The following is a 23765-nucleotide window of genomic DNA, read 5'->3' on the forward strand; positions in this document are numbered from 1 at the left end:
TCTTGCGATTGAGCCGGCGCAGTCACGCGTCGCCGCCCCGTTTGAATCGCGGCCTTCCCTTATCGGTAGGCCGCGTCCAGTTCCAGATTCTTCGCGATCTCGCGCTCCCAGCGGTCGCCGTTATCGAGCAGGCGCTCCTTGTCGTAGTAGAGCTCCTCGCGGGTCTCGGTGGCGAACTCGGTGTTCGGCCCCTCGACGATCGCGTCCACCGGGCAGGCCTCCTGGCACAGGCCGCAGTAGATGCATTTGACCATGTCGATGTCGTAGCGGGTCGTGCGGCGGCTGCCGTCGGCGCGCGGCTCGGCCTCGATGTAGATGGCCTGGGCCGGGCAGATCGCCTCGCAGAGCTTGCAGGCGATGCAGCGCTCTTCCCCGTTGGGGTAGCGCCGCAGGGCATGCTCGCCGCGGAAGCGGGGCGACTGCGGGCCGCGCTCGTTGGGGTAGATGACCGTCTTCTTCGGAGCGACCATGTATTTCATGGCCAGCCCGAACGCGCTGACGAAGTCGAGCAGCGCCGCGCCTTTGATGGCCTGTCCGATGCGTTGCATCATGGCTTTGCCGCCTTCTTGGGAATGTAGCACACGTAGTTCGAAAGCTGGGCGGGGTCGCCGCCCGCGGCCCGCGGCCGCACCTCGCCGCCGACGGCCGCGCAGTCGGCCTTGGCGCGCACCATGGCGTCGTAGGTCACCAGGCCGCGGCCCAGGCCGTAGCTGTCGACGCCGCTCTCGGTGGTCGCGCAGGCGGCCAGGACCAGCGTCGCGGCGATGGCGGACAGGGCGCGCATCAGGCGTCCCACCCTTGCGTCCGGGCCAGCACCCGCCAGCCGGCGACCAGGAAGACCCCGACCAGCGACAGCGGCAGGAACACCTTCCAGCCCAGGCGCATCAGCTGGTCGTAGCGGTAGCGGGGGACGATCGCCTTCGCCATCGCAAACATGAAGAACCAGAAGCAGATCTTGATCGCGAAGATCACGAAGAAGAACAGGCTCTGCGCCGTCGCCGGCCAGCTCTCCAGGAACGGGGTCGGGAAGCCCGGATTCCAGCCGCCGAAGAACAGGATCGAGATCATCGCGCACATCAGGACGATGGCGACGTACTCGCCCAGCATGAACAGCAGGTACGGCGTCGAGCTGTACTCGACCTGATAGCCGGCCACGAGTTCGGACTCGGCTTCAGGCAGATCGAACGGCGGGCGGTTCGTCTCGGCCAGGGCCGAGATGTAGAAGATCACCATCATCGGGATCATCACCAACGCCAGCGGCAGGTTCTTCAGGCCGCCGCCCAGGACGTTCCAGTTCCAGAACCAGCCGGACTGCTGCTCGACCAGATCGCTCAGGTTCATCGTGCCGGCCATCAGCACGACGGTGATGATCACGAAGCCGATCGAGACCTCGTAGGACACCATCTGCGCCGCCGAGCGCAGCGCGCCCAGGAACGGGTACTTCGAGTTCGAAGCCCAGCCGCCCATGATGATGCCGTAGACGCCGAGCGAACTCATCGCCAGCAGGTACAGGATGCCGACATTGATGTCGGCGATCACCCAGCCCGGGGCGAACGGGATCACGCCCCAACCGGCCAGAGCCAGCACCACGGTGATCACCGGGGCCAGCAGGAAGACGAACTTGTCGGCGCCGGCCGGGACGACGACTTCCTTCAGCACGAACTTCAGCAGGTCGGCGAACGACTGCAGCAGGCCGAACGGGCCGACCACGTTCGGGCCCTTCCGCATCTGCACGCCGGCCCAGATCTTCCGGTCGGCGAGCAGCAGGAAGGCGATCGAGATCAGCAGGAAGACGACGACCAGCAGGACCTGACCGAGAGTCAGGCCGAACCAGAGCCAGGGATTGAAGGCGGGCGCATCACCGGACATCGGGCGCATCTCCAGTGAAGGCGACAACGAAGACACTCAGCAGCAGCACGCCGCCGACCGCGAACAGCGCGCGGGTGGTCATGACCAGACGGGTCAGAGCCTCGTCGCCCAGACGGCGGTGCTCGCCCGTGAAGAGGAACTTCAGTTCCGAGAATATCCCCCGCCCCCGCTCCGGGCCGAACATGGCCTGCAGGAACGGCAGCTTCGTCTCTCCGGCCATCGCCCGACGGTGCTGGACGATCCGAACCAGCCAGACGTTGTAAGCGGCCAGGATGAGCCAGGCCGCGCCGAACAGCGCGAAGAACTGAGGACTGTCCACGTTCATTCCGCCGCCATCCTGGCGGCGCCGGAGGCGACGGCGGCGCATTCGGCCATCGTCACGCTGGCGCGCGCGATCGGGTTGGTCAGGTGGAACGCGTCGACCGCGCTCCGGAACGGTTGGTCGGACAGGTCGCCGGCGGCGCCCAGGCCCGCGACATCGAACACGGTCGGGGTCGAGCCCGGCGCGTAGTCGATCTGGCCGAAGGTCGGGTGGTCGGCGAACAGCTTGGCGCGCAGCTGGTCCAGGCTGTCGTACGGCAGCTTGGCGTCCAGACGTTCCGACAGGGCGCGCAGCACGGCCCAGTCCTCGCGGGCTTCGCCCTTCGGGAACACGGCGCGCTCGCCCATCTGAACCCGGCCCTCGGTGTTCACGTACAGGCCGTTCTTCTCGGTGTAGGCGGCGCCCGGCAGGATCACGTCGGCCTTGTGCGCGCCGCGGTCGCCATGGCTGCCCAGGTAGACGGTGAAGGCGCCCGAGGCCGAGGCCTCGATCTCGTCGGCGCCCAGCAGGAACAGCACGTCCAGCGCGCCCGGCTTGACCATCTCCAGCGCGGTCTTGCCGCCCTCGCCCGGCAGGAAGCCGAGATCCAGGCCGCCGACGCGGGCCGCGGCGCTGTGCAACACGTTCCAGCCGTTCCAGCCCTCGCGGACCAGGTTGAAGCTCTTGGCCAGGCCGGCCAGGGTCTTCAGCACCGCCGCGCCGTCCGGGCCGGTCAGCGCGCCCTGCCCCACGATGATCGCGGGACGCTCGGCGGCCTTGAGAGCCTTCACGAAATCGGACTTGCCCTTGGCCAGGCCGGCCAGGGTCTGGGCGCCGGCGCCCAGGTAGTCGTAGCCGTAGGTCAGGTCGGCCTGCTCGCCGACCACGCCGACGCGCATCTTGCCGGCCAGCCACTGCTTGCGCAGGCGGGCGTTGAACACCGGAGCCTCGAGGCGCGGGTTGGTGCCGACCAGCAGCACCACATCGGCGTCCTCGATCCCGGCCAGGGTCGAGTTGAACAGCCAGCTCTCGCGCGGCCCGGCGCCGAGCGCCGTTCCGTCCTGGCGGCAGTCCAGGTTCTTCACGCCCAGCGACCCGAACAGGTCCAGGGCGGCCTTCATCGACTCGGCGTCCTGCAGGTCGCCGGCGATGACGCCGATCTTGTCGGCCGACGTCGCCTTCACCTTGGCGGCGATGGCCTCGAAGGCCTCGCCCCAGCTGGCCGGCTGCAGCTTGCCGCCGACGCGGACATAGGGACGGTCGAGGCGCTGGCGGCTCAGGCCGTCGACGGCGTAGCGGCTCTTGTCGCTGAGCCACTCCTCGTTGACCTCGTCGTTCAGGCGCGGCAGGGCGCGCAGCACCTGGGCGCCGCGGCTGTCGACGCGGATCGCGCTGCCCAGCGCATCCATGACGTCGACGCTCTGGGTCTTCTTCAGCTCCCAGGGGCGGTAGTTGAAGGCCCACGGCTTGTGAGTCAGGGCGCCGACCGGGCACAGGTCGTTGACGTTGCCGCTCAGCTCCGACGTCACCGCCGCGCCGAGATAGGTCGTGATTTCAACGTCTTCGCCGCGAGAGATGAGACCGATCTCAGGCACGCCGGCGACTTCGGTGATGAAGCGGACGCAGCGGGTGCACTGGATGCAGCGGGTCATCACGGTCTTGATGACCGGACCCATCTCCTTCTCTTCGACGGCGCGCTTGTTCTCGTCGTAGCGGCTGTCGTCCCGGCCATAGCCCATGGCCTGGTCCTGGAGGTCGCATTCGCCGCCCTGGTCGCAGATCGGGCAGTCGAGGGGGTGGTTGATGAGCAGGAACTCCATCACCCCTTCGCGGGCCTTCTTCACCATCGGCGTATTGGTGAAGATCTCCTGGTTGTCGGCGGCCGGCAGCGCGCAGGAAGCCTGCGGCTTCGGCGGTCCGGGCTTCACCTCGACCAGGCACATGCGGCAGTTGCCGGCGATGCTCAGGCGCTCGTGGTAGCAGAAGCGCGGGATCTCTTCCCCGGCCAGTTCCGCGACCTGCAGAACCGTCATGCCGGGCTCGAACTCGACCTCGACGCCGTTGACCTTGGCTTTGGGCATTCCGCCTCAAACCTCTCGAATGCCCGGGCCCGCCTGGACGGACCCGGTCTCACGTTGAAACCCTAGAACCAGGACTTGTCGCCGACGACGTAGTCCTGGTGGAACTGCTGGTCGCTCTTCACCAGGTAGATGATGAACTCGATGAAGGCGATGACGCCGATCACCAGCGGCGGGATCGCGAACAGGATCCAGCCGATGGTGCCGCACAGCAGCATGATGATGCCGGCGGTGGTCTTGCCCAGGTAGAACTTGTGGATGCCGAGCATGCCCAGGAAGAAGGCGAGCAGAGCGGCCACGATCTTGTTCTTGTCGCCGGACAGGCCCGAGGAGGCGCTGGTGACGAAGATGTTCTTGGCGGCGCCCTCGGACGCCTCGAAGTCGACGTCGACGCCCGGGATCACGCTGCGCACGCCGCCGCCCAGGTCGCCCCGGGTGAAGGTGTAGCGTTGGCCGTCGTCGCCGCTGATCAGCCCCGTCCCGTCCAGGTCGGCGTAGCTGAGAACCTTACCGCGCATGTCTTCCCCCCTCAGAAAAACCCATGATCCCTACTCCGCCGCGATCAGCGAGGCGCCCTGCACGTGCGGGCGGCCGGCGCGATAGCTGGTGATGCGCTCTTCCACCTCGTGGCGGAAGTGGCGGAACAGACCCTGGATCGGCCAGGCGGCCGCATCGCCCAGGGCGCAGATGGTGTGGCCTTCGACCTGGCTAGCAACGTCGAGAAGGGTGTCGATCTCCTTCATCTCCGCCTCGCCGGTGGCCATGCGCTCCATCACCCGCCACATCCAGCCGGTGCCTTCGCGGCACGGCGTGCACTGGCCGCAGCTCTCGTGCTTGTAGAAGTAGCTCAGCCGGGCGATCGCCCGGACCAGGTCGGTCGACTTGTCCATGACGATCACGGCGGCGGTGCCCAGGCCCGACTTCAGCTCGCGCAGGGCGTCGAAATCCATCGGCAGGTCTTCGCATTGCTCGGCCGGGATCATGGCGACCGACGAACCGCCCGGAATGACGGCCTTCAGGTTGCCCCAGCCGCCGCGGATGCCGCCGCAGTGGTCTTCCATCAGCTGGCGGAAGGGGATGCTCATCGCCTCTTCCACGTTGCAGGGCAGGTTCACATGCCCGCTGACGCAGAACAGCTTGGTGCCGGCGTTGTTCGGACGGCCGAAGCCGGCGAACCACCCTGCCCCGCGGCGCAGGATCGTGCCGACGACTGCGATCGACTCGACGTTGTTGACGGTGGTCGGCATGCCGTAGAGGCCGGCGCCGGCCGGGAACGGCGGCTTGAGGCGCGGCTGGCCCTTCTTGCCTTCCAGGCTTTCCAGCAGCGCGGTTTCCTCGCCGCAGATATAGGCCCCGCCGCCATGGTGGACGTAGATGTCGAAGTCCCAGCCATGGACGTTGTTCTTGCCGACCAGCTTGGCCTCGTAGGCCTGCTTGATCGCTTCCTCGAGCACCTCGCGCTCGCGGACGTACTCGCCGCGGATGTAGATGTAGCAGGCGTGGGCCTGCATCGCGAAGGAGGCGATCAGGCAGCCCTCGATCAGCAGGTGCGGATCATGGCGCATGATCTCGCGGTCCTTGCAGGTGCCCGGCTCGGACTCGTCGGCGTTGACGACCAGATAGTGCGGCCGCCCGTCCTTGAGCTCCTTGGGCATGAACGACCACTTCAGGCCGGTGCCGAAGCCCGCCCCGCCGCGGCCGCGCAGGCCCGACTGCTTGATGTTGTCGATGACCCAGTCGCGACCTGCATCAAGCATGTCCTTCGTGGCGTTCCAGCAGCCGCGCTTCTTCGCCCCTTCCAGACCCCAGTCATGGAGCCCGTAGAGGTTGGTGAAGATGCGGTCCTTGTCTTCGAGGATGCCGACCATGATCTCAAACGTTCGGATTAAATGGATTGGCGCGCCGCCACTGCGTGCGGCGCCAGATGACGTAGATCATAAGGACCCAGCCCACGGCGATCAGGCCGTAGCCGGCCCAGATCACCCAGTGCGGCCAGGCGAAGACGAAGCGCGACGGCACGATCAGGCCGGCCCCCGCCAGCACCGCCAGGAAGCCGATCAGGCGTTCCCTCCGGTACAGGCCGCGGAGCGTATCGATGTACGCCACGCGTTTCTTGAAGAGCTCGGCCTCGTCCATCAGGCGGCAGGCTCCGCCTTCTTGGCCTTCTTCGCCTTTTCGGGCGCGTTGGGCAGCTTGATCTTCTTGGCCGCCGAGCCGTCGTACAGCTTCGGATCGGTCAGGGTCTGGATCTTGTCGTGCGGCTCGGACGCCTTGCGGCCCACGTAGGAGCCCGGCTTGGGCTTCTTGCCGGCGGCGAAGTCGTCGATGATCTGGCCCAGGGTCTCCGGGGTCAGGTCCTCGTAGTAGTAGTCGTTGATCGCGGCCATCGGCGCGTTGCTGCACGCGCCCAGGCACTCGACCTCTTCCCAGCTGAACTTGCCGTCGGCCGAGACGTGGTTTTTCGGCCCGATCTTGTCGTGCAGGACCTTCTTCAGGTCGTTGGCGCCGCACAGCATGCACGGCGTGGTGCCGCACAGCTGGACGAAGGCCACCTTGCCGACCGGCTCAAGCTGGAACATCGTGTAGAAGGTCACGACCTCCAGCACGCGGATCACCGGCATGCCGAGCATCTCGGCGATCGCGCGGATCGCCGGCTCCGACACCCAGCCTTCCTGCTTCTGGACCAGCCACAGGATCGGGATCACCGCCGATTGGCGACGCTCGGCCGGGTACTTGGCGATCCACCACTGAGCCTTCTTCAGCGTGTCCTTGCTGAAGTCGAAGGAAGCGGGTTGCTCTTTCGCGAGACGACGAACGCTCACCGGTCGATCTCTCCAAACACGATATCAAGGGAGCCGAGGATGGCGCTGACGTCGGCCAGCTGGTGGCCGCGGTTCATGAAGTCCATCGCCGCCAGGTGCGGGAAGCCGGGCGCCCGGATCTTGCAGCGATAGGGCTTGTTGCCGCCATCGCTGACCAGGAACACGCCGAACTCGCCCTTCGGGGCCTCGACAGCCGTGTAGACCTCGCCCGGCGGGGTCCGGAAGCCCTCGGTGTAGAGCTTGAAGTGGTGGATCAGCGCTTCCATCGAGCGCTTCATCTCGCCCCGGCGCGGCGGCGCGACCTTGTTGTCCTCGGTCAGGACCGGGCCGCGGGTCTTGCGCAGCATGTCGCAGGCCTGGCGGATGATCTTAACCGACTCCCGCATCTCCTGCATGCGGCACAGGTAGCGGTCGTAGCAGTCGCCGTTGACGCCCAGCGGGATGTCGAACTCGAAGTCGTTGTAGTTCTCGTACGGCTGGTTGCGGCGCAGGTCCCAGGCAATGCCCGAACCGCGCACCATCACGCCCGAGAAGCTCCAACGGATCGCGTCCTCGCGCGTCACCACGCCGATGTCGACGTTGCGCTGCTTGAAGATGCGGTTGCCGGTGATCAGGGTCTCGATGTCGTCGCAGGTCTTGGGGAACGCGACGGCCCAGGCGTCGATATCCTCGACCAGGGCGTCCGGCAGGTCCTGGTGGACGCCGCCCGGACGGAAGTAGTTGCTGTGCAGGCGAGCGCCGCAGGCGCGCTCGTAGAACACCATCAGCTTCTCGCGGTCCTCGAAGCCCCAGAGCGGCGGCGTCAGGGCGCCCACGTCCATGGCCTGGGTCGTCACGTTCAGCAGGTGGTTCAGGATCCGGCCGATTTCCGAGTACAGGACGCGGATGATGCGGCCGCGGATCGGCACGTCGATGTCCAGCAGCTTCTCGATGGCCAGGCAGAAGGCGTGTTCCTGGTTCATCGGCGCCACGTAGTCGAGGCGGTCGAAGTACGGGATGTTCTGGAGGTAGGTCCGGGCCTCCATCAGCTTCTCGGTGCCGCGATGCAGCAGACCGACGTGCGGGTCGACCCGCTCGACGATCTCGCCGTCGAGCTCGAGCACAAGGCGCAGCACGCCGTGCGCGGCCGGGTGCTGGGGACCGAAGTTGATGTTGAACTTGCGGACCGGGGTTTCCGGAACCAGCGGCAGGTTGGCGGCGTCGTCGGCCATGGTCTAGCTCCCCGCCTTCTCGTCGCCGGGCAGCGCGTACTGAGCGCCTTCCCAGGGCGAGAGGAAATCGAACTGGCGGAACTCGGCGATCTTCACCGGCTCGTAGACGACCCGCTTCAGCTCGTCGTCGTAGCGGACCTCGACGTAGCCGGTCATCGGGAAGTCCTTCCGCAGCGGATGGCCGTGGAAGCCGTAGTCGGTCAGCAGGCGGCGCAGATCCGGGTGGCCTTCGAAGAAGATCCCGTACATGTCGAACGCCTCGCGCTCGAACCATTCGGCGGCCGGGAAGACCTGCCAGACGCTGGGGACCGGCGTGTCCTCGTCGGTCTGCACCTTCAGGCGGACGCGGTGGTTCTTCACCATCGACAGCAGGTGGTAGACCACGTCGAAGCGCTGGGCGCGCTCCGGATAGTCGACGCCGCACAGGTCCACCAGCTGGTGGAAGCGCAGGTCCGCGTGATCGCGCAGGAAGGTCAGGGCCTCGGCGATACGGCCGGCCGGGCCCGCCAGGGTCAGCTCGCCATACTCGATATGGAAGGCCGTGATCGAACCGGCGCTGTTGGCCAGGATGGCCTGGCCGAGCGCTTCCAGCTTGGGGGCTTCGAGGTCAGCGCTCATCGCTCGATCGTCCCCGTGCGGCGAATCTTCTTCTGCAGCTGCAGGATGCCGTAGACCAGCGCCTCGGCGGTCGGCGGGCAGCCCGGGATGTAGATGTCGACCGGGACGACGCGGTCGCAGCCGCGCACGACGCTGTAGCTGTAGTAGTAATAGCCGCCGCCGTTGGCGCAGCTGCCCATCGACAGGACGTACCGCGGCTCGGGCATCTGGTCGTAGACCTTGCGCAGCGCGGGGGCCATCTTGTTGGTCAGGGTGCCGGCGACGATCATCACGTCGCTCTGGCGCGGACTGGCGCGCGGCGCGGCGCCGTAGCGCTCCATGTCGTAGCGCGGCATCGAGGCCTGCATCATCTCGACGGCGCAGCAGGCCAGGCCGAAGGTCATCCACATCAGCGAGCCGGTGCGGGCCCAGGTGATGAGGTCGTCGGCGGCGGCCGTGACGAAGCCCTTGTCGGCGAGCTGCTGCGAGACGCCGTCGAAGTACGGGTCGTGGAGCTTGGGGTCGTAGCCCTGGACCGTGGTCCGGCCAGCAGCGCCCGCGGGAACGATTACTCCCATTCCAGGGCTCCCTTCTTCCATTCGTAGATGAAGCCGACGGTCAGAACGCCCAGGAAACCCATCATGGACCAGAAGGCGAATTGCATTTGTTCAACCGGCAGCTTCATGAGGCTGACCGCCCAGGGGAACAGGAACGCCACTTCGAGGTCGAAGATGATGAACAGGATCGACACCAGGTAGAACCGGATGTCGAACTTCATCCGCGCATCGTCGAACGCGTTGAAACCGCACTCGTAGGCGGAGAGCTTTTCGGGGTCCGGCGCGGCAGGCGCGAAGACCGCGGAGGCGACGATGAATCCGACGCCGAGCACGGCCGCGATTCCGAGAAGAATCACGATCGGCAGATACTGTAGGAGAAAGGCTTCCATGTGTTCCCCGGGGAGGAGTCGGGCGCCTTGTAGCGCGCAGTCGCGCGGCATTCAAACGAACCGGCACTATTGAGAACCGTTCTCAGACTTGCCGCCTAAGCGAACGCCGTGCAGTGATCTTGTCATGACCTCCCGTCACTTCGCCAGCCAAGCCCGGAACGCCGGATGAGCGACGAAACCGGCCCACGCCGTCGCAGCCTGCTCGATCTGGTGGAGCGGGTCGGCGACCGCCTGCCGGACCCCGTCTTTATCTTCCTGTGGCTGATCGGCGTTCTCGTCGTGGCCAGCATCGTCTGCGCGGCCCTCGGCGTGTCGGCGGTCAATCCGATCACCCAGGAGACTCTGGTCGCCAAAAGCCTGCTGGAGCCGGGCAACGTTCGCCTCCTGCTGACCGAGATGGCCAAGACCTTCACCGGCTTCGCGCCGCTGGGCCTGGTGCTGCTGGTCATGCTGGGCGCCGGCGTGGCCGAGCGGGTCGGACTGCTCGACTCGGCGATCCGGACCCTGGTCACCGCCAGCCCCCGCCGCCTGCTGACGCCGATGGTGCTGGTCATCGGCCTGCTGTCGAACCACGCCGCCGATTCCGGGATCGTCGTTCTGCCGCCGCTGGCCGCCATGGTCTTCGCCGCCGCCGGGCGGCATCCGATCGCCGGCCTGGCCTGCGCCTACGCCGCCTCGATCGCCTCGTTCGCGGGCAATCCCCTGCCCGGCCAGTTCGACGCCCTGATCCTGGGCTTCACCGAGCCGGCCGCGCGACTGCTGGATCCGCACTGGACCGCCAACCTGGCCGGCAACTGGTTCTTCACCGCCGCCGGCTGCCTGACCTTCACCCTGGTCGGCTGGTGGGTGACCGACCGCATCGTCGAGCCCCGCCTCGGCCCCTGGGAGGGCCCCCGCTCGCTGGGAGACGACGACCAGGCTCCCGACGCCGCGCCGCGCGGCGCGCTGCTCTGGGCCGGCCTGGCGGCGCTGGGCGTCGTGCTGCTGTGGGCGGCGCTGACCCTCCTGCCCGGCGCCCCGCTGCGCGACGCGACAGCCCAGGGCCCGGCGCAGTGGACGCCCTTCTTCCGGTCGCTGATCACGGCCTTCTTCCTGCTCTTCCTGGCGGCGGGCTGCGCCTATGGCATTCGCACGCGCCAGATCCGCAAGGACAGCGACGTCGTCCGGCTCGCCGCCGATTCGATCGCCGCCATGGCGCCCTACATCGTGCTGGCCTTCGCCGCCTCGCACTTCATCGCCATGTTCAACTGGTCGAACCTGGGCGCCATCACCGCCATCAAGGGCGCCGCCGCCCTGCGCGAGTCGGGGTTGCCCCTGCCCTTCATCCTGATGGGGGTCACCGTCCTAGCCGCGGTGCTGGACATGTTCATCTCGTCCGCCTCGGCGAAATGGGCCGCCCTGGGCCCGGTCGTTGTGCCGATGCTGATGCTGCTGGGCGTCAGTCCGGAGATGACCACCGCCGCCTATCGGATGGGCGACTCGAGTCTCGTCATCGCTTCGCCGATGAGCGCCTACTTCATCTTGATTCTGGGGTTCGCCCAGCGCTGGAAGCCCGGCCTGGGGATTGGCGGCCTGCTCGCGGTCCTGCTGCCGCTTGGCGTCGCGTTCTTCGCCTCAGCCCTTGTAATGACTGGACTTTGGGCCCTGTTCGAACTCGCCACGGGGCCTGTCGCGCCATTTCATTACGTGATCGTCGCACACGGCGGTTGACACGCAGAGGGCCCGGTCATATCAGACGCCCCTCGCCGCAACGGCGGCCCCACAAGGGTCCTCAAGCGGGTGTAGCTCAGTTGGTTAGAGCGCCGGCCTGTCACGCCGGAGGTCGCGGGTTCGAGCCCCGTCACTCGCGCCACTTTCCCCTTGGAAAGTCAGGCGTTCAAGCGAGAAGGACCCCGCCTCGCGGGGCGTCCGAAATCCTCCAGATGTTTCATCCCGCGCCCAGAGCCTTAGCGCTATTGTGGCTGAGGCGAAGCGCTTCGCGGCGGCGCTGAAACAGACGTCGTCCCCCCGCGCGCGCCTGCCGCGGCCCGTTCGCAGGACGTCCGCCGCTACCAGCGCCAGAGCGTCAGGTTCTCGCGCGCCTTGCGGGCTAGCACCCGGGCGCCGATCAGGATTTCCACCGCGATGTAGTGATGCGACTCGATCAGGACCGATTCCGCGACGTCCTCGACGCTGAGGTAGTCAGGCACCGCCTCCAGTCGGAGCGTCGGCGCGGCGTAGCGGTCGTCCTCGATCAGAAGGGTCAGGTCTCGCATCCCGTCCTCCCGCTTTCGATTTCTTCGGAGCCCGGGCAGGATAGCGCTGTTATCCACAGCTGCGCGTTCACAACGGCGCGACTCGATCGGCCGAGCGAAGCCCTCTCAGTCGACCTCGAACTACTCGACGACGTGAAACCGGACCGGCCCCCAGCGCAACGGGCCCAGCGACTTGCGTCCGAAGATATAGCGCTTGTTCGGCAAAACGTTGATCAGAGGACGCCCGCCCTCGACCTTGTCGCAACGCAAGGCGATCGGCTCGTCCTCCCTCTCGACGAAGTAGCTGAACTCCGCGCCGCCGCCGATCCGGTAGCTTCCGCCGAAACCTTCAGACGCGGAAACCGAGCAGTCGATCGTCACGGCCGAGACGTTGGCGATGGAAACTCGATAGCCCAGCAGCGGCTGCCTGTATTCCGGGGGCCGGAGCATCGTCACGGCCAGCCGAGCCGGCACGCGTCCCTCGGGCCGCACCGCGTCGATATTGGCCTTCGGCGGCGGCAACGTCGCCGTCCGGCCTTTCGGGATGTCCTGCGCCGCGGCCTCCGAAGCGCCCGCCGCCATCAGCGCCACGGCGACGGCCGCCGAAATCATGGTCCTCATGCCGCCCCCCGCCTGCCGTCTCCGCCGGACGTGTCGTCCTCGGGCGCCTGGGACCTCTCGCCCCGGCCCAGGATGTACCCCGCGATCGTCCCGAACAGGCCGACCACCGGGGCGATCTGCTCGGTCGTGTAGGCGGAGGCCACCACCGCCAGGGTGCCGAAGACGATGATGGTGATGACATAGATGCGCAGCACCAGCGCCGAGACCCGTCGCTGCCGGCTGATCAGGTACAGGAAGAGCAGCGCCACCAGGCCGAAGCCCATGATGATGTAGGTCAGCTGCATTTCCTGGCTCAGATGCAGCCCGCCGCGTTCGACCATCTCGATGGCTTCACCGGGCCCGACCCGGCTCGCCTCCACGCCATCGGCCAGCGCCGGCGCCGCGGTGTGGGCGGGACCTTCGGACGCAGCCTGAATGTCTGAATTCGCGACTCTCGCGCCGCTCGCCGGAACCGGCATCACACCCCTCCGTACAATCCAGGCGTGAATTTCGCATAGCGGCGTTCTCTAATCCAGCCCCGCGCGGGGAGGAGCGGATTTCCGTGCGGAAGTCGGCTGATCGCTCCGCTCCCTGAGGAATAACCGCTCGCCTTCACGGCTTCCTGTCCCTATAGGGCGCGCAAACGACGTCTCGTGGAGACCCCCCAATATGCTGAGCTGGTTTCGGGCGATCATGCCGAAGGAGGATCGCTTCTTCGAGCTGTACCGGCGCCATACCCAGACGCTGGTGAGCGGCGCGGCCGCCCTGCGCGAACTGCTGGATGGCGGCGACGGCGTGCCCGCCGCCTGCGAACGCATCTTCCGGCACGAGGACGAGGCGGACGCCGTCGCGCGCGAGGGCATGCTGCTGGTCCGCAAGACCTTCATCACTCCGTTCGACCGGATCGACATCCAGAGCCTGTTCAGCTCGCTGGACGACTCCATCGACCAGATGAAGAAGACCGCCAAGGCGATCACGCTGTTCGAGGCGACCGAGTTCGAGCCGCAGATGCGCGAAATGGCCGACATCATCGTCAAATGCGCCAACCTGACCAGCGAGATGGTCGCCCTGCTGCCGCAGATGCGCCAGAACGCCGGCGCTCTGAACGCGCTGGCCGAACAGATCGTCGGCCTGGAGGACGAGTCCGACCATGTCTGCGACGCCGGCCTGAAGGCGCTGTACCTGAAGCACCGCGACGGCAACGCCATGGGCTACATCGTCGGGGCCGAGATCTACGACCATCTCGAGAAGGTGGTCGACCGGTTCGAGGATGTCGCCAACGGCATCACCGGCATCCTGATCGAGCACCTGTAGAGCCCGCGCCCGGTCATGGACGCCGCCCTCCTCATCCTGATCTTCCTGATCGGCGTCGCGCTGCTGTTCGACTTCCTGAACGGCCTGCACGACGCCGCCAACTCGATCGCCACCATCGTGGCGACGCGCGTGCTGCCGCCGGCCGCCGCCGTCGCCTGGGCCGCCTTCTTCAACTTCATCGCCTTCCTGTTCTTCGGCACCCATGTGGCCAAGACCGTCGGCAGCGGCATCATCTCGCCCGAGCTGGTCAGCGACGGGGTGATCTTCGGCGCGCTGATGGGGGCCATCTGCTGGAACCTCATCACCTGGTGGTTCGGCATCCCCTCCTCCAGCTCCCACGCCCTGATCGGCGGCCTGGTCGGCGCCGGCATCGCCAAGGCCGGCGTGACCGCCATCGTCTGGAAGGGCCTGACCAAGACCGTCGTCGCCATCGTCCTGTCGCCGGCGATCGGCTTCGTCCTGGCCCTGGTGCTGGTGCTGATCGTCTCATGGCTGTTCGTGAGATCGAACCCGGCCTGGGCCGACAGAGTGTTCCGGATCATGCAGCTGGTGTCGTCGGCGCTGTACTCCCTCGGCCACGGCGGCAACGACGCCCAGAAGACCATGGGCATCATCACCGCCCTGTTGTTCGCCCGCGGCCTGACCGGCGGCAGCTTCGAGGTGCCGTTCTGGGTCGTCATCACCTGCCACGTGGCCATGGGCCTGGGCACGCTGTTCGGCGGCTGGAAGATCGTCCACACCATGGGCAGCAAGATCACCCGGCTGACGCCGATGCAGGGGTTCTGCGCGGAGACCGGCGGGGCCATCACCCTGTTCCTCGCCACTCACTTCGGCATTCCCGTCTCGACGACCCAGACCATCACCGGCGCCATCGTCGGGGTGGGCGCGGCCCGTCGCGTCTCGGCCGTCCGCTGGGGCGTGGCGCAGCAGATCGTCTGGGCCTGGGTCATCACCCTGCCCGCCGCCGGCCTGATGGGCGCGCTGTTCTACGGCGTCAGCCAGCTGTTCAAATGACCGCCCGTCGCTTGCCGCAGCCCTGTCCCGGGCGCCTGAAAGACCCCGGCCGCCGCATTTCCGGTTGCGGCGCCGGCGGCCTGGTTTAATCCGGGTCCTGATGATCGAGTCGGGCGCTAAGGGGGAGCGGACCCGCCAGGTGGCGGCGCTCTGCTATCGGACCGTTCCGCGCGTGGAAATCCTTCTGGTGACCTCGCGCGACACGGGTCGCTGGGTCACGCCCAAGGGCTGGCCGATGAAGGACCGCATCGACTCCGACGCCGCGGCCCAGGAAGCCTTCGAGGAGGCCGGCGTCCGCGGCGAAGTGGCCGCCGAGCCGTTCGGCAGTTTCGGCTACGACAAGACCCTGAAATCCGGCGAGGCGCGCTCGATCGTCGCCTCGCTCTATCCGCTGCGCGTCGAGACCGAGCTGCCCGACTGGCCCGAACGTCGCCAGCGCGCCCGCGTCTGGTTCACCCCTTCCGAGGCCGCCGCCGCGGTGCGGGAGGAGGATCTCGGCGCCCTGATGCTGGCGTTCGCCGAAACCCACCGTTCGCACGGCTGGCGCACCTGGCCCATTGTCCGGCTGTTCCAGCGGCTGGCCGGCCTGGAATACTCCGCGCCCGACGCCCGCTAGGCGGCGTCAGGCCGGGCGGGCGACGAAGGCCGGGTTGCCCGTCAGACCGGCGTAGATCGCCGACAGCCGCTCGAACACCGCGTTCCAGCCGTGCCGCGCCTCGGCCCTCAGACGCGCGGCTCGGCCGACCTGATCCAGCTCCCGCCCGAACAGGGCGTCGATCGCCTCCGCCATCGCCCGGCCGTCCGAGCGCGCGGCCAGGACGCCGACCGTGTCGTCCACCGATTCCGCCACGCCGCCCGCCGCCACGCCGACCACCGGCAGGCCGCAGGCCAGGGCTTCCAGCACGATCAGGCCGAAGGGCTCGGCGTCGTTGGCGTGAACGAAGGCGTCACAGCTGGCCAGCAAACGCGCCAGGCTTTCGGGGCTGCGGACATAGTCCAGCTGGATGGTGCGGTCCGACGGCGGCGCGCCCGCCCCGGCTCCGATCAACAGCAGCCGATAGGGCGCGCCGAGCCTTTCGGCCGCCTCGACCAGCACGTCCAGCCGTTTCTCCCGCGCCGGACGGCCGGCGAAGACGAGCAGGCGTTCGCGGGGCGCCAGCCCCAGCTCCCGGCGGACCGCCTGGCGATCGGCCCGGTCGGGATGGAAGACCTCTGTGTCGACGCCCAGCGGCAGGGCGACAGCGTCCCTCACGCCCGCCTCGATCAGCCGCTCGGCAATGAAGCGGCTGGGCGCCACCGCCTGGTCGAAGCCGCCATAGATCGTCGCCCAGCGCCTTCGCACCGGCTTCTCCGCCCAATCGCCGATATGCAGGGCGGCCAAGGCGGCCAGGTCCGTATGGCAGAAACCGACCACCGGCACGCCGAGCCGCTCGCCGGCCTTCTGGGCCGCCAGCCCGGGCGTATAGGGGTCGCCGGCCTCAATGATCGAAGGGCGCTGACGGATCAACCGCTCCATCCAGGCGGTCTTTGACAGCGGCCAGCGGTAACCGTCCCCGAACGGCAGCGGCGCGGCGTAGATCGAGACCCGCCCGTGACCGTCGTAGAAGTCCCGCGGCCCCGGCGCCACCAGGGTATGACGGATCTCGGGACGGTTGCGCGACAGCCAGGCCCGCTTGGCCAGCAGATATCGCTTCACGCCGCCGCTGCGCGGCGCGAACAGCATGGTGGTGTCGACGAGGCGTGCGGCCCGGCGTACCGGCGCGTCCTGCAAGACCATGATCCGACAAGCCCGATGACTTGCCTGTTCTAAGTCCTCAGCCGTCGTCCGGTTCCCGTCCCAGGCGAGAGATCCCTCGACGGGCCAAGGCCTCCCGCAGCAGGATCTCGACCTGGGCGTTGACGCTGCGCAGCTCGGACGCCGCGAGGCGCTCGATCGTCTCGAGCACCTCGGGCTTAACCCGCATCAGGAATGCACGCTTACTGGGGCTCGCCACGCCCGATCACCCGTAGAGCGTGCCGGTGTTGACCACGGGCTGCGCCTCGCGGTCGGCGCAGAGCACGACCAGCAGGTTGGAGACCATCGCGGCCTTCCGCTCCTCGTCGAGCTCGACGACGCTGCGCTCGCTCAGCTGCTGCAGGGCGCTCTCCACCATGGTCACGGCGCCGGCGACGATCTTCTGGCGCGCGGCCAGGACCGCCTCGGCCTGCTGGCGCTTGAGCATGGCGCCCGCGATTTCCGGCGCGTAGGCCAGGTGCATCAGATGGGTCTCGTCGATGGCGATGCCGGCCACGGCGACGCGGGTCTGGAGGTCCTCCTTCAGCCGCTCGCCGACGATCTCGGCGTCGGCGCGCAAGGTCGGCTCGTCGTCCTCGGCGTGGTCGTAGCTGTAGTGCCGGGCGACCTCGCGCAGGGCGGTCTCGATCTGGATATTGATGAAGGCGGCGTAGTCGTCGACGTCGAACAGGGCCTGGGCCGAGTCGGCGACCCGCCAGACGACGTTGGCGGCGATTTCGATCGGATTGCCGCGCTTGTCGTTCACTTTCAGCGTCTCGCTGGTGACGTTGCGGACCCGCAGGCTGATCTTCTTGCGGCCGTACCAGGGCAGCACCCAGCGCAGGCCGGTGACGCGGTCGGTGCCCTTGTAGTTGCCGAACAGCGTGATGGCCGCGCCCTCGTTGGGCTGCAGCGTGTAGAATCCGGCCAGCCCGAAGGCGGCGAGGACGACGGTCACGATGCCCGCCACGCCCAGCGGCGTGCCGCCCGGCTCGCCGACATGGGGAACAGCCCAGACCCCGGCGGCCAGGATCACCAGCAGTACGAGCAGGATCAGCCCGCCGTTCATGCCCCCGCCGACGCGTTCGACGGTGCGGTTGATGCTTGCGTGTTCGGCCATCGGCCCCTCCAGAAGTGTTAGCAAAGTGATATCACTTTTGGTCCGAACGTCAATCTCGCTTGCGCGCCCGGCCCGACGCCGGCTAGTCGGCCCGGTCGAAGAGGAGCGCCCATGGCCCGAATTCTGTTCGCCACCTGGGAAGGCGGCGGTCACGTCCAGCCGATGCTGATGGTCGCTGCGGGCCTCCAGGCTCGCGGGCACGATGTCCTGGTGCTCAGCGACGCCTGCAACGCCCCCGACGCCGACGCCTTCACCCTTCCCTTCCGGGCCTGGCGCGCCGCGCCGTCGAGAACCGACAAGTCCCGCGACAGCGACCTGCTGCGCGACTGGGAGGCGACAACCCCGCTGGAGGGGATTCAGCGGCTCTGCGATCGCCTGATGATCGGCCCGGCCGCCCGCTACGCCCAGGACGTGCGCGAAACGCTGCAGACCTTCCCCGCCGACCTGATCGTCAGCCAGGAACTGCTGTTCGGGGTCATGATCGCGGCGGAGGCGGCGAACATTCCGCTGGCGCTGTTCGCGGCCAACATCTGGTCCCTGCCCACCCTTCCCGGCGTACCGCCGTTCGGCGCCGGCATGGCCGCACCGCAGAGCGACGCCGACATCGAGATGCAGGCGGGATTGCGCGGCGTCCTGATCCAGCTGTTCGACATGGCGTTGCCGGGGCTGAACGCGGCCCGCGCCGGCCTCGGCCTGGCCGCCCTGCCGACCCTGTTCGATCAGACCCGCGTCGCACGGAAGATCCTGCTGGGCGCCAGTCAGGCGTTCGACTTCGCGCCGGACGCCTTGGCCGAGCCGTTCCTCTATGTCGGCCCCTATCTGAGCGACCCGATCGGCGTGGCCGACTGGACCTCGCCCTGGAGCGCCGACGACCCGCGGCCGCTCGTCGTCGTGACCTCCTCGACCCTCTACGAGGCGCAGGAGGACATTCTGGCGCGCATCATCGCCGCCCTGAAGGCGATGGACCTCCGGGCCGTGGTCACCTTGGGACCCGCGGTGGATCCGGACGACTTCACGGGCTCCGAAAACGTCCACATCGTCCGCAGCGCGCCGCACGGCCTGCTGTTCGACCAGGCCGAAGCCGTGGTCAGCCACGGCGGTCACGGTTCGGTGCTGCGCCCGCTGATGGCGGGCAAGCCGCAGTTGGTCATCCCCGCCGTCCGCGACCAGCGCGACAACGCCATCCGGCTCGTCAGCCGCGAGGCTGGGCTGATGCTCGAGCGTTCCGCTGAACCGGAGGCGATCCGCGATGCGGTCGATCAGCTGCTGAAGAGCCCCCGGCTCAAGGCCTCGGCCCGGAATCTCGGCCAGTCCGTGGCCGCCGACGCCGCCGGCCGATCGGCCGAGGACGCGATCGAAGCCCTGCTCTAGCGGGCCAGCCGTCGCTCCAGCCCTCCGACGCCGAACCAGATGGCGACGGTGGCGAGGACGGCCACATAGCCGTCCAGGGCGTAGTGCCAGCCCAGATGCACCGAGCCGGCCATGGTGATCACGAGAAACGCCGTGGCCAGCCAGCCCCAGCGCCGGTCGATCGCCCAGGCGGTCAGGGCGAACAGCGTCGCCATGGAGACGTGGAGGCTCGGGAAGGCCGAAATGCCGGTGCCCAGTTGGGTCCTGCCCTGCTCATGCAGGGTCCACAGCATGTGCTGCAGGTCGAAGCTGGAGTAGGCCATGCCCTTGCTGAAGCCGAGATACTGCTCCTGCGCGCCGAAACGGACCAGGTCGCCGGTCACCTCGCCGTAGTAGACCGGCCCGGCCGACAGGAAGAGCCCCGCCATCAGATTCCCGATCAGCACCCAGCACAGCACATAGGTGACGAAGAACCGGATGCGCAGATGCTCCAACCGCCGCGAGAGGGCCAGCAGGGTGGTGAAGACGCAGAGCGCCGTGACCCAGCCCAGGGTGTAGATCAGCTGCAGAATCCGGGTGACCCAATGGTGGCCGAGCAGCGGCTGGAGCCAGAGCCAGGGATCCCGCCCGCCGTGCAGAGCCTTGTCGGCCATCGCCAGGGCTTGGTCCCACTGGAAGGGACTGAGGTCGGCCAGCATGTTCTTCACGGCGGTGAACGAGCCATGGAGCAGGATCAGCGCCAGGATCAGGCACAGGGCCGCCGGGACCCGCGGATTGAGCACGTCGGGCGCCCGCAGGCGCAGGTGGGCGATCCTGCGCCCCTTCCCCGCCATCAGGCAGGGCGGCGCCTCCACCGCCAGCAGATACAACGCCAGCACGGCCGCCACGCCGGGCAGCCACACCCCGAGATAGGCGAAGAACACCAGCTTTTCCGGCGCGCCGAGCGTCCAGGCCAGGATGGCGGCTCCCAGGACATGCAACGCTATGGCGAGATAGATCAGCCGATCCTTGGCGATCTCCGACCAGACCGCGCGCAGGTAGGCCTTGTCGGTCCAGGCCGACGCCCCCGTCCGGACTGAGGATAGCTCGCTCAACCTCGACGCCCCCTCTCCCCGCGGCGAGCGCGGGATCCAGTGGTGAATCGAGCTTAACGCTCCGTGCGCGGAGAGCAATGGCTGCTTCGAAACGGCCTTGGGGAGAGATGGTGGGCGGCGACGGGTTCGAACCGCCGACCCTCTCGGTGTAAACGAGATGCTCTGACCAGCTGAGCTAGCCGCCCATGCACGTCGGTGCGTGCGGAGGGGGTCTTTAGCGTCGCCTCGACGCCAATGAAAGCCGTCCTCCAGAAAAACGGAAGCGGCCGCCCCGTCCCGAGCGGCCGCCTCTCAGTCCCGAACCGGAACGGCGGTGTCAGCCGTTCAGGGCCGACTTCAGGCCTTCGCCGACCTGGAAGCGGGCGGTCTTCGACGCCGGACGAGCGACGGTCGCGCCGGTGCGCGGGTTGCGCGCGGTGCCGGCGGCGCGGCTGACCGCCTTGAAGGTGCCGAAGCCGACCAGGCGGACGTCGTCGCCCTTCTTCAGCGAGCCGGTCACAGCATCGGTGAAGGCCTGCAGAGCCGCAGCAGCCTGCGTCTTGGTGAGACCGGCGCCATCGGCGATGGCGGCGACCAGTTCGGCCTTGGTCATGGAATTCTCCCAGCCAGAATGTTGTGCGGCGCCGCATCCCCCCAGGGGCGAGCCCAGCGCCAGCAAAGGATTATGGAGGAAGGCGAAATCGCGTCAAACGAAAGGCCGCCCGGGTTTCGCCCGGACGGCCCAAATTAACGGTGATAACTAGACCTTCGCCCAGGCGAGGCCCGGGTTAGTGGGTCACGACCGCGTCAACGTCCCCTTCGTCCGCCTTCGCAGGCGCAGCAACGGGTTCCTCGGATTCGTTCCACTCGATCGGCGTCAGAGGCTGGGTCAGGGCCCGGGCGAGCACCTCGTCGATCGTCGAAACCGGCACGATCTCCAGCGCCGTCTTCACGTTCTCGGGGATGTCGGCGAGGTCCTTCTCGTTCTCCTGCGGGATCAGCACGGTCTTGATGCCCGAGCGCAGAGCCGCGAGCAGCTTCTCCTTCAGGCCGCCGATGGCGGTGACCCGGCCGCGCAGGGTGATCTCGCCGGTCATGGCGATGTCCTTGCGGATCGGGTTCCCGGTCAGGACCGAGACCATGGCCGTGGCCATGGCCGCGCCGGCCGAGGGTCCGTCTTTGGGCGTGGCGCCGTCCGGCACGTGGACGTGGATGTCGGTCCGGTCGAACACCGTCGGCTTGATGCCGAAGTGCGGCGCCCGGGAGCGGACATAGCTGTTCGCCGCCGAGATCGACTCCTTCATCACGTCCTTCAGGTTGCCGGTGATGGACATCCGGCCCTTGCCCGGCATGCGGACGGCCTCGATCGTGAGGATGTCGCCGCCGAACTCGGTCCAGGCCAGGCCGGTGACGATGCCGACCTGATCTTCCTCGTCCGTCTCGCCGTAGCGGAACTTGCGGACGCCCGCGTACTTGGCCAGCCGTTCGTCGTCGATGGTGATCGAGGCGACGTTCTCACGGGCCAGATCGCGCACGACCTTCCGCGCCAGGTTGCCCAGCTCCCGCTCCAGCGACCGCACGCCGGCTTCCCGGGTGTAGTAGCGGATCAGGTCGCGGATCGCGGCTTCCGGAACGATGAACTCCTCGTCCTTCAGGCCGTGATCCTTGGCCAGCTTGGGCAGCACGTGCCGGATGGCGATCTGCACCTTCTCATCCTCGGTGTAGCCGGGGATGCGGATGATCTCCATGCGGTCCAGCAGCGGCTGGGGCATGTTCAGGCTGTTGGCCGTGGTGACGAACATCGTCTGGCTCAGGTCGTAGTCGACCTCCAGGTAATGGTCGTTGAACGTGCTGTTCTGGGCCGGGTCCAAGACCTCGAGCAGCGCGGCCGAGGGGTCGCCCCGATAGTCGCTGCCCATCTTGTCGATCTCGTCCAGCAGGAAGAACGGGTCGACCTGCTTGGCCTTCTTCATCGACTGGATGATCTTGCCCGGCATGGAGCCGATGTAGGTCCGGCGGTGACCGCGGATCTCGGCCTCGTCCCGCACGCCGCCCAGCGACAGCCGCACGAACTCGCGGTTCGTCGCCTTGGCGATGGACTTGCCCAGCGAGGTCTTGCCGACGCCCGGAGGGCCGACGAGGCACAGGATCGGGCCCTTCAGCGAGTTGGTCCGGGCCTGGACGGCCAGGTACTCGAGGATCCGCTCCTTCACCTTCTCCAGGCCGTAGTGATCCTCGTCGAGGATCGATTCGGCCTTCACCAGGTCGATCTTCTTGGCCTTGGCCTTGCCCCACGGGATCGACAGCAGCCAATCCAGATAGTTCCGGACCACCGTGCTCTCGGCGGACATCGGGCTCATGTTGCGCAGCTTCTTCAGCTCGCCCTCGGCCTTGGCCCGCGCTTCCTTGGACAGCTTCGTCTTCTTGATGCGCTTTTCGAGCTCGAGCAGCTCGTCGCGACCGTCGTCCTGGTCGCCCAGCTCACGCTGGATCGCCTTCATCTGCTCGTTGAGATAGTACTCGCGCTGGGTCTTCTCCATCTGGCGCTTCACGCGCGAGCGGATCTTCTTCTCGACCTGCAGGACGCTGATCTCGCCTTCCATCAGGGCGAAGACCTTCTCCAGGCGCTTCACCACGTCGAAGATCTCGAGCAGCTGCTGCTTGTCGCCGATCTTCACCGACAGGTGGGCGGCGATGGAATCGGCCAGCTTGCCGGGCTCGGCGATCTGCGGGATCGAGGCCAGGGCCTCGGGCGGGATCTTCTTGTTGAGCTTGACGTAGTTCTCGAACTGCTCGGCCACGGCGCGCGACAGGGCCTCGGCCTCATGCTCCTCGCCGGCGTCCTCGGCGATCTCGGCCGCCTCGGCTTCGTAGTAGTCCTCGCGGGTGGTGAACTTGACCACGGCGGCGCGGGTCTTGCCCTCCACCAGCACCTTCACGGTGCCGTCCGGCAGCTTGAGCAGCTGCAGCACCGTGGCGATCACCCCGACGTCGTAGATGTCGTCGGTGGCGGGATCGTCATCGGCGGAGTTCTTCTGGGTGGCCAGAAGGATCTGCTTGTCGGTGCGCATGACCTCTTCGAGCGCGCGCACGGACTTGTCGCGTCCCACGAACAGCGGGACGACCATATGGGGAAACACCACGATGTCCCGCAGCGGCAACACCGGAAGCGTACGGATGTCGGTCATTCCAATCTCCTCGGCGCGGCCCGGAAGCGGCGCCGCGCTGGCCCGACAACGGAACGGTCGGGCCCTTACAGCAAGATATGTGGCCGCTTTGCGCGTCTGTTCAAGTTTGACGGTCCCTATGCCCCGGGCAAGCCGTCATCAGCCCACAACTTTCGTCACGTTTCCGACATGAGCGTGCGCTAGCGAAATGCAATTGCGAGTCGCTTGCATTATTAACACCCCTCCCCTAGAGAACGCCCGTTCGCGGCCGATCTGACCGCTTCGTATCGGGCCG

27 protein-coding genes and 2 tRNA genes are annotated in these 23765 nt (G+C 67.5%); 6 read left to right on the forward strand and 23 right to left on the reverse strand.

Going from position 1 to position 23765, the window contains the following annotated elements:
• Positions 1-59: 59 nt before the first annotated feature.
• The 13 genes from nuoI to CSW64_RS11955 form a co-directional block, all read right to left on the reverse strand.
• Positions 60-551 carry an NADH-quinone oxidoreductase subunit NuoI gene (nuoI, locus tag CSW64_RS11895; protein ID WP_099622314.1) on the reverse strand — a complete coding sequence of 164 codons (492 nt, stop codon included), beginning with the start codon at positions 549-551 and terminating at the stop codon, positions 60-62.
• Positions 548-784, reverse strand: coding sequence for a hypothetical protein (locus CSW64_RS11900; RefSeq protein ID WP_099624223.1), 237 nt, complete (start codon positions 782-784; stop codon positions 548-550). The genes nuoI and CSW64_RS11900 overlap by 4 nt, the downstream gene beginning before the upstream one ends.
• A complete protein-coding gene (gene nuoH / locus CSW64_RS11905; RefSeq protein ID WP_099622315.1) occupies positions 784-1869 on the reverse strand; it encodes an NADH-quinone oxidoreductase subunit NuoH in 1086 nt (361 codons plus the stop codon). The genes CSW64_RS11900 and nuoH overlap by 1 nt, the downstream gene beginning before the upstream one ends.
• Complete coding sequence (locus tag CSW64_RS11910) at positions 1859-2194, reverse strand: hypothetical protein (RefSeq protein WP_150131387.1); 336 nt, start codon at positions 2192-2194, stop codon at positions 1859-1861. Before CSW64_RS11910 ends, nuoH begins: the two co-directional genes overlap by 11 nt.
• Positions 2191-4251, reverse strand: coding sequence for an NADH-quinone oxidoreductase subunit NuoG (gene nuoG / locus CSW64_RS11915; protein ID WP_099622317.1), 2061 nt, complete (start codon positions 4249-4251; stop codon positions 2191-2193). Before nuoG ends, CSW64_RS11910 begins: the two co-directional genes overlap by 4 nt.
• 62 nt (positions 4252-4313) lie before the next feature.
• On the reverse strand, positions 4314-4766 hold the full coding sequence (locus CSW64_RS11920) for a TM2 domain-containing protein (protein WP_099622318.1): 453 nt from the start codon (positions 4764-4766) through the stop codon (positions 4314-4316).
• Between the two features lie 30 nt (positions 4767-4796).
• Complete coding sequence (nuoF, locus tag CSW64_RS11925) at positions 4797-6116, reverse strand: NADH-quinone oxidoreductase subunit NuoF (protein ID WP_099622319.1); 1320 nt, start codon at positions 6114-6116, stop codon at positions 4797-4799.
• Between the two features lie 4 nt (positions 6117-6120).
• The gene (locus tag CSW64_RS11930; RefSeq protein WP_099622320.1) at positions 6121-6384 is read right to left on the reverse strand and encodes a hypothetical protein; all 264 of its coding nucleotides are present in this window, start codon (positions 6382-6384) and stop codon (positions 6121-6123) included.
• A complete protein-coding gene (gene nuoE, locus CSW64_RS11935) occupies positions 6384-7070 on the reverse strand; it encodes an NADH-quinone oxidoreductase subunit NuoE (protein ID WP_099622321.1) in 687 nt (228 codons plus the stop codon). The genes CSW64_RS11930 and nuoE overlap by 1 nt, the downstream gene beginning before the upstream one ends.
• Positions 7067-8281, reverse strand: a complete 1215-nt coding sequence (locus CSW64_RS11940) for an NADH-quinone oxidoreductase subunit D (protein ID WP_099622322.1) — start codon at positions 8279-8281, stop codon at positions 7067-7069. The genes nuoE and CSW64_RS11940 overlap by 4 nt, the downstream gene beginning before the upstream one ends.
• Positions 8282-8284: 3 nt before the next feature.
• Complete coding sequence (locus CSW64_RS11945; RefSeq protein ID WP_099622323.1) at positions 8285-8899, reverse strand: NADH-quinone oxidoreductase subunit C; 615 nt, start codon at positions 8897-8899, stop codon at positions 8285-8287.
• On the reverse strand, positions 8896-9477 hold the full coding sequence (locus tag CSW64_RS11950) for a NuoB/complex I 20 kDa subunit family protein (RefSeq protein WP_099622324.1): 582 nt from the start codon (positions 9475-9477) through the stop codon (positions 8896-8898). The genes CSW64_RS11945 and CSW64_RS11950 overlap by 4 nt, the downstream gene beginning before the upstream one ends.
• The gene (locus CSW64_RS11955; protein ID WP_099622325.1) at positions 9447-9824 is read right to left on the reverse strand and encodes an NADH-quinone oxidoreductase subunit A; all 378 of its coding nucleotides are present in this window, start codon (positions 9822-9824) and stop codon (positions 9447-9449) included. Before CSW64_RS11955 ends, CSW64_RS11950 begins: the two co-directional genes overlap by 31 nt.
• A 165-nt stretch (positions 9825-9989) precedes the next feature.
• On the opposite strand from CSW64_RS11955, the gene CSW64_RS11960 reads away from it, so the two are divergent.
• Positions 9990-11534 carry an AbgT family transporter gene (locus CSW64_RS11960; protein ID WP_099622326.1) on the forward strand — a complete coding sequence of 515 codons (1545 nt, stop codon included), beginning with the start codon at positions 9990-9992 and terminating at the stop codon, positions 11532-11534.
• Positions 11535-11599: 65 nt separating this feature from the next.
• Positions 11600-11676: transfer RNA gene (locus CSW64_RS11965), tRNA-Asp, on the forward strand.
• 196 nt (positions 11677-11872) lie between these two features.
• Here the strand turns inward: CSW64_RS11965 and CSW64_RS11970 are convergent.
• The 3 genes from CSW64_RS11970 to CSW64_RS11980 form a co-directional block, all read right to left on the reverse strand.
• The gene (locus CSW64_RS11970; RefSeq protein WP_099622327.1) at positions 11873-12079 is read right to left on the reverse strand and encodes a hypothetical protein; all 207 of its coding nucleotides are present in this window, start codon (positions 12077-12079) and stop codon (positions 11873-11875) included.
• Positions 12080-12199: 120 nt separating this feature from the next.
• A complete protein-coding gene (locus tag CSW64_RS11975; protein ID WP_150131388.1) occupies positions 12200-12670 on the reverse strand; it encodes a hypothetical protein in 471 nt (156 codons plus the stop codon).
• Between the two features lie 5 nt (positions 12671-12675).
• On the reverse strand, positions 12676-13137 hold the full coding sequence (locus CSW64_RS11980) for a hypothetical protein (protein ID WP_099622329.1): 462 nt from the start codon (positions 13135-13137) through the stop codon (positions 12676-12678).
• Positions 13138-13327: 190 nt separating this feature from the next.
• On the opposite strand from CSW64_RS11980, the gene CSW64_RS11985 reads away from it, so the two are divergent.
• The 3 genes from CSW64_RS11985 (at position 13328) to CSW64_RS11995 (ending at position 15602) form a co-directional block, all read left to right on the forward strand.
• Positions 13328-13972 carry a DUF47 domain-containing protein gene (locus CSW64_RS11985; protein WP_099622330.1) on the forward strand — a complete coding sequence of 215 codons (645 nt, stop codon included), beginning with the start codon at positions 13328-13330 and terminating at the stop codon, positions 13970-13972.
• A gap of 15 nt (positions 13973-13987) precedes the next feature.
• A complete protein-coding gene (locus CSW64_RS11990; RefSeq protein ID WP_099622331.1) occupies positions 13988-14986 on the forward strand; it encodes an inorganic phosphate transporter in 999 nt (332 codons plus the stop codon).
• Positions 14987-15086: 100 nt separating this feature from the next.
• Positions 15087-15602: an NUDIX hydrolase gene (locus CSW64_RS11995; RefSeq protein ID WP_099622332.1), complete on the forward strand. Its 516-nt coding sequence runs from the start codon at positions 15087-15089 to the stop codon at positions 15600-15602.
• Between the two features lie 6 nt (positions 15603-15608).
• Here the strand turns inward: CSW64_RS11995 and CSW64_RS12000 are convergent, their stop codons facing one another.
• Genes CSW64_RS12000 through CSW64_RS12010 form a run of 3 tightly spaced genes read right to left on the reverse strand, consistent with a single transcriptional unit; the run spans position 15609 to position 17880 of the window.
• Entirely contained in the window at positions 15609-16763 is a 1155-nt protein-coding gene (locus tag CSW64_RS12000; RefSeq protein WP_099622333.1) for a glycosyltransferase, read from the reverse strand.
• Between the two features lie 37 nt (positions 16764-16800).
• The gene (locus tag CSW64_RS12005) at positions 16801-16950 is read right to left on the reverse strand and encodes a type II toxin-antitoxin system antitoxin (protein ID WP_099622334.1); all 150 of its coding nucleotides are present in this window, start codon (positions 16948-16950) and stop codon (positions 16801-16803) included.
• Positions 16951-16986: 36 nt separating this feature from the next.
• On the reverse strand, positions 16987-17880 hold the full coding sequence (locus CSW64_RS12010; RefSeq protein WP_099622335.1) for an SPFH domain-containing protein: 894 nt from the start codon (positions 17878-17880) through the stop codon (positions 16987-16989).
• Between the two features lie 111 nt (positions 17881-17991).
• Between CSW64_RS12010 and CSW64_RS12015 the strand changes: the two genes are divergently transcribed.
• The gene (locus CSW64_RS12015; protein ID WP_099622336.1) at positions 17992-19251 is read left to right on the forward strand and encodes a glycosyltransferase; all 1260 of its coding nucleotides are present in this window, start codon (positions 17992-17994) and stop codon (positions 19249-19251) included.
• Here CSW64_RS12015 and CSW64_RS12020 read toward each other — a convergent pair.
• The 4 genes from CSW64_RS12020 to lon form a co-directional block, all read right to left on the reverse strand.
• Entirely contained in the window at positions 19248-20324 is a 1077-nt protein-coding gene (locus CSW64_RS12020; RefSeq protein WP_099622337.1) for a phosphatase PAP2 family protein, read from the reverse strand. The genes CSW64_RS12015 and CSW64_RS12020 overlap by 4 nt on opposite strands.
• 108 nt (positions 20325-20432) lie before the next feature.
• Positions 20433-20509: transfer RNA gene (locus CSW64_RS12025), tRNA-Val, on the reverse strand.
• Between the two features lie 131 nt (positions 20510-20640).
• Positions 20641-20916 (reverse strand): HU family DNA-binding protein, encoded by a 276-nt coding sequence (locus CSW64_RS12030; protein WP_099622338.1) that lies wholly within the window; start codon positions 20914-20916, stop codon positions 20641-20643.
• A 175-nt stretch (positions 20917-21091) separates the two neighbouring features.
• Positions 21092-23491: an endopeptidase La gene (lon, locus tag CSW64_RS12035; RefSeq protein WP_099622339.1), complete on the reverse strand. Its 2400-nt coding sequence runs from the start codon at positions 23489-23491 to the stop codon at positions 21092-21094.
• Positions 23492-23765 lie beyond the last annotated feature (274 nt).

The sequence above is a fragment of the Caulobacter mirabilis genome (genome assembly GCF_002749615.1).
GTDB lineage: Bacteria > Pseudomonadota > Alphaproteobacteria > Caulobacterales > Caulobacteraceae > Caulobacter > Caulobacter mirabilis.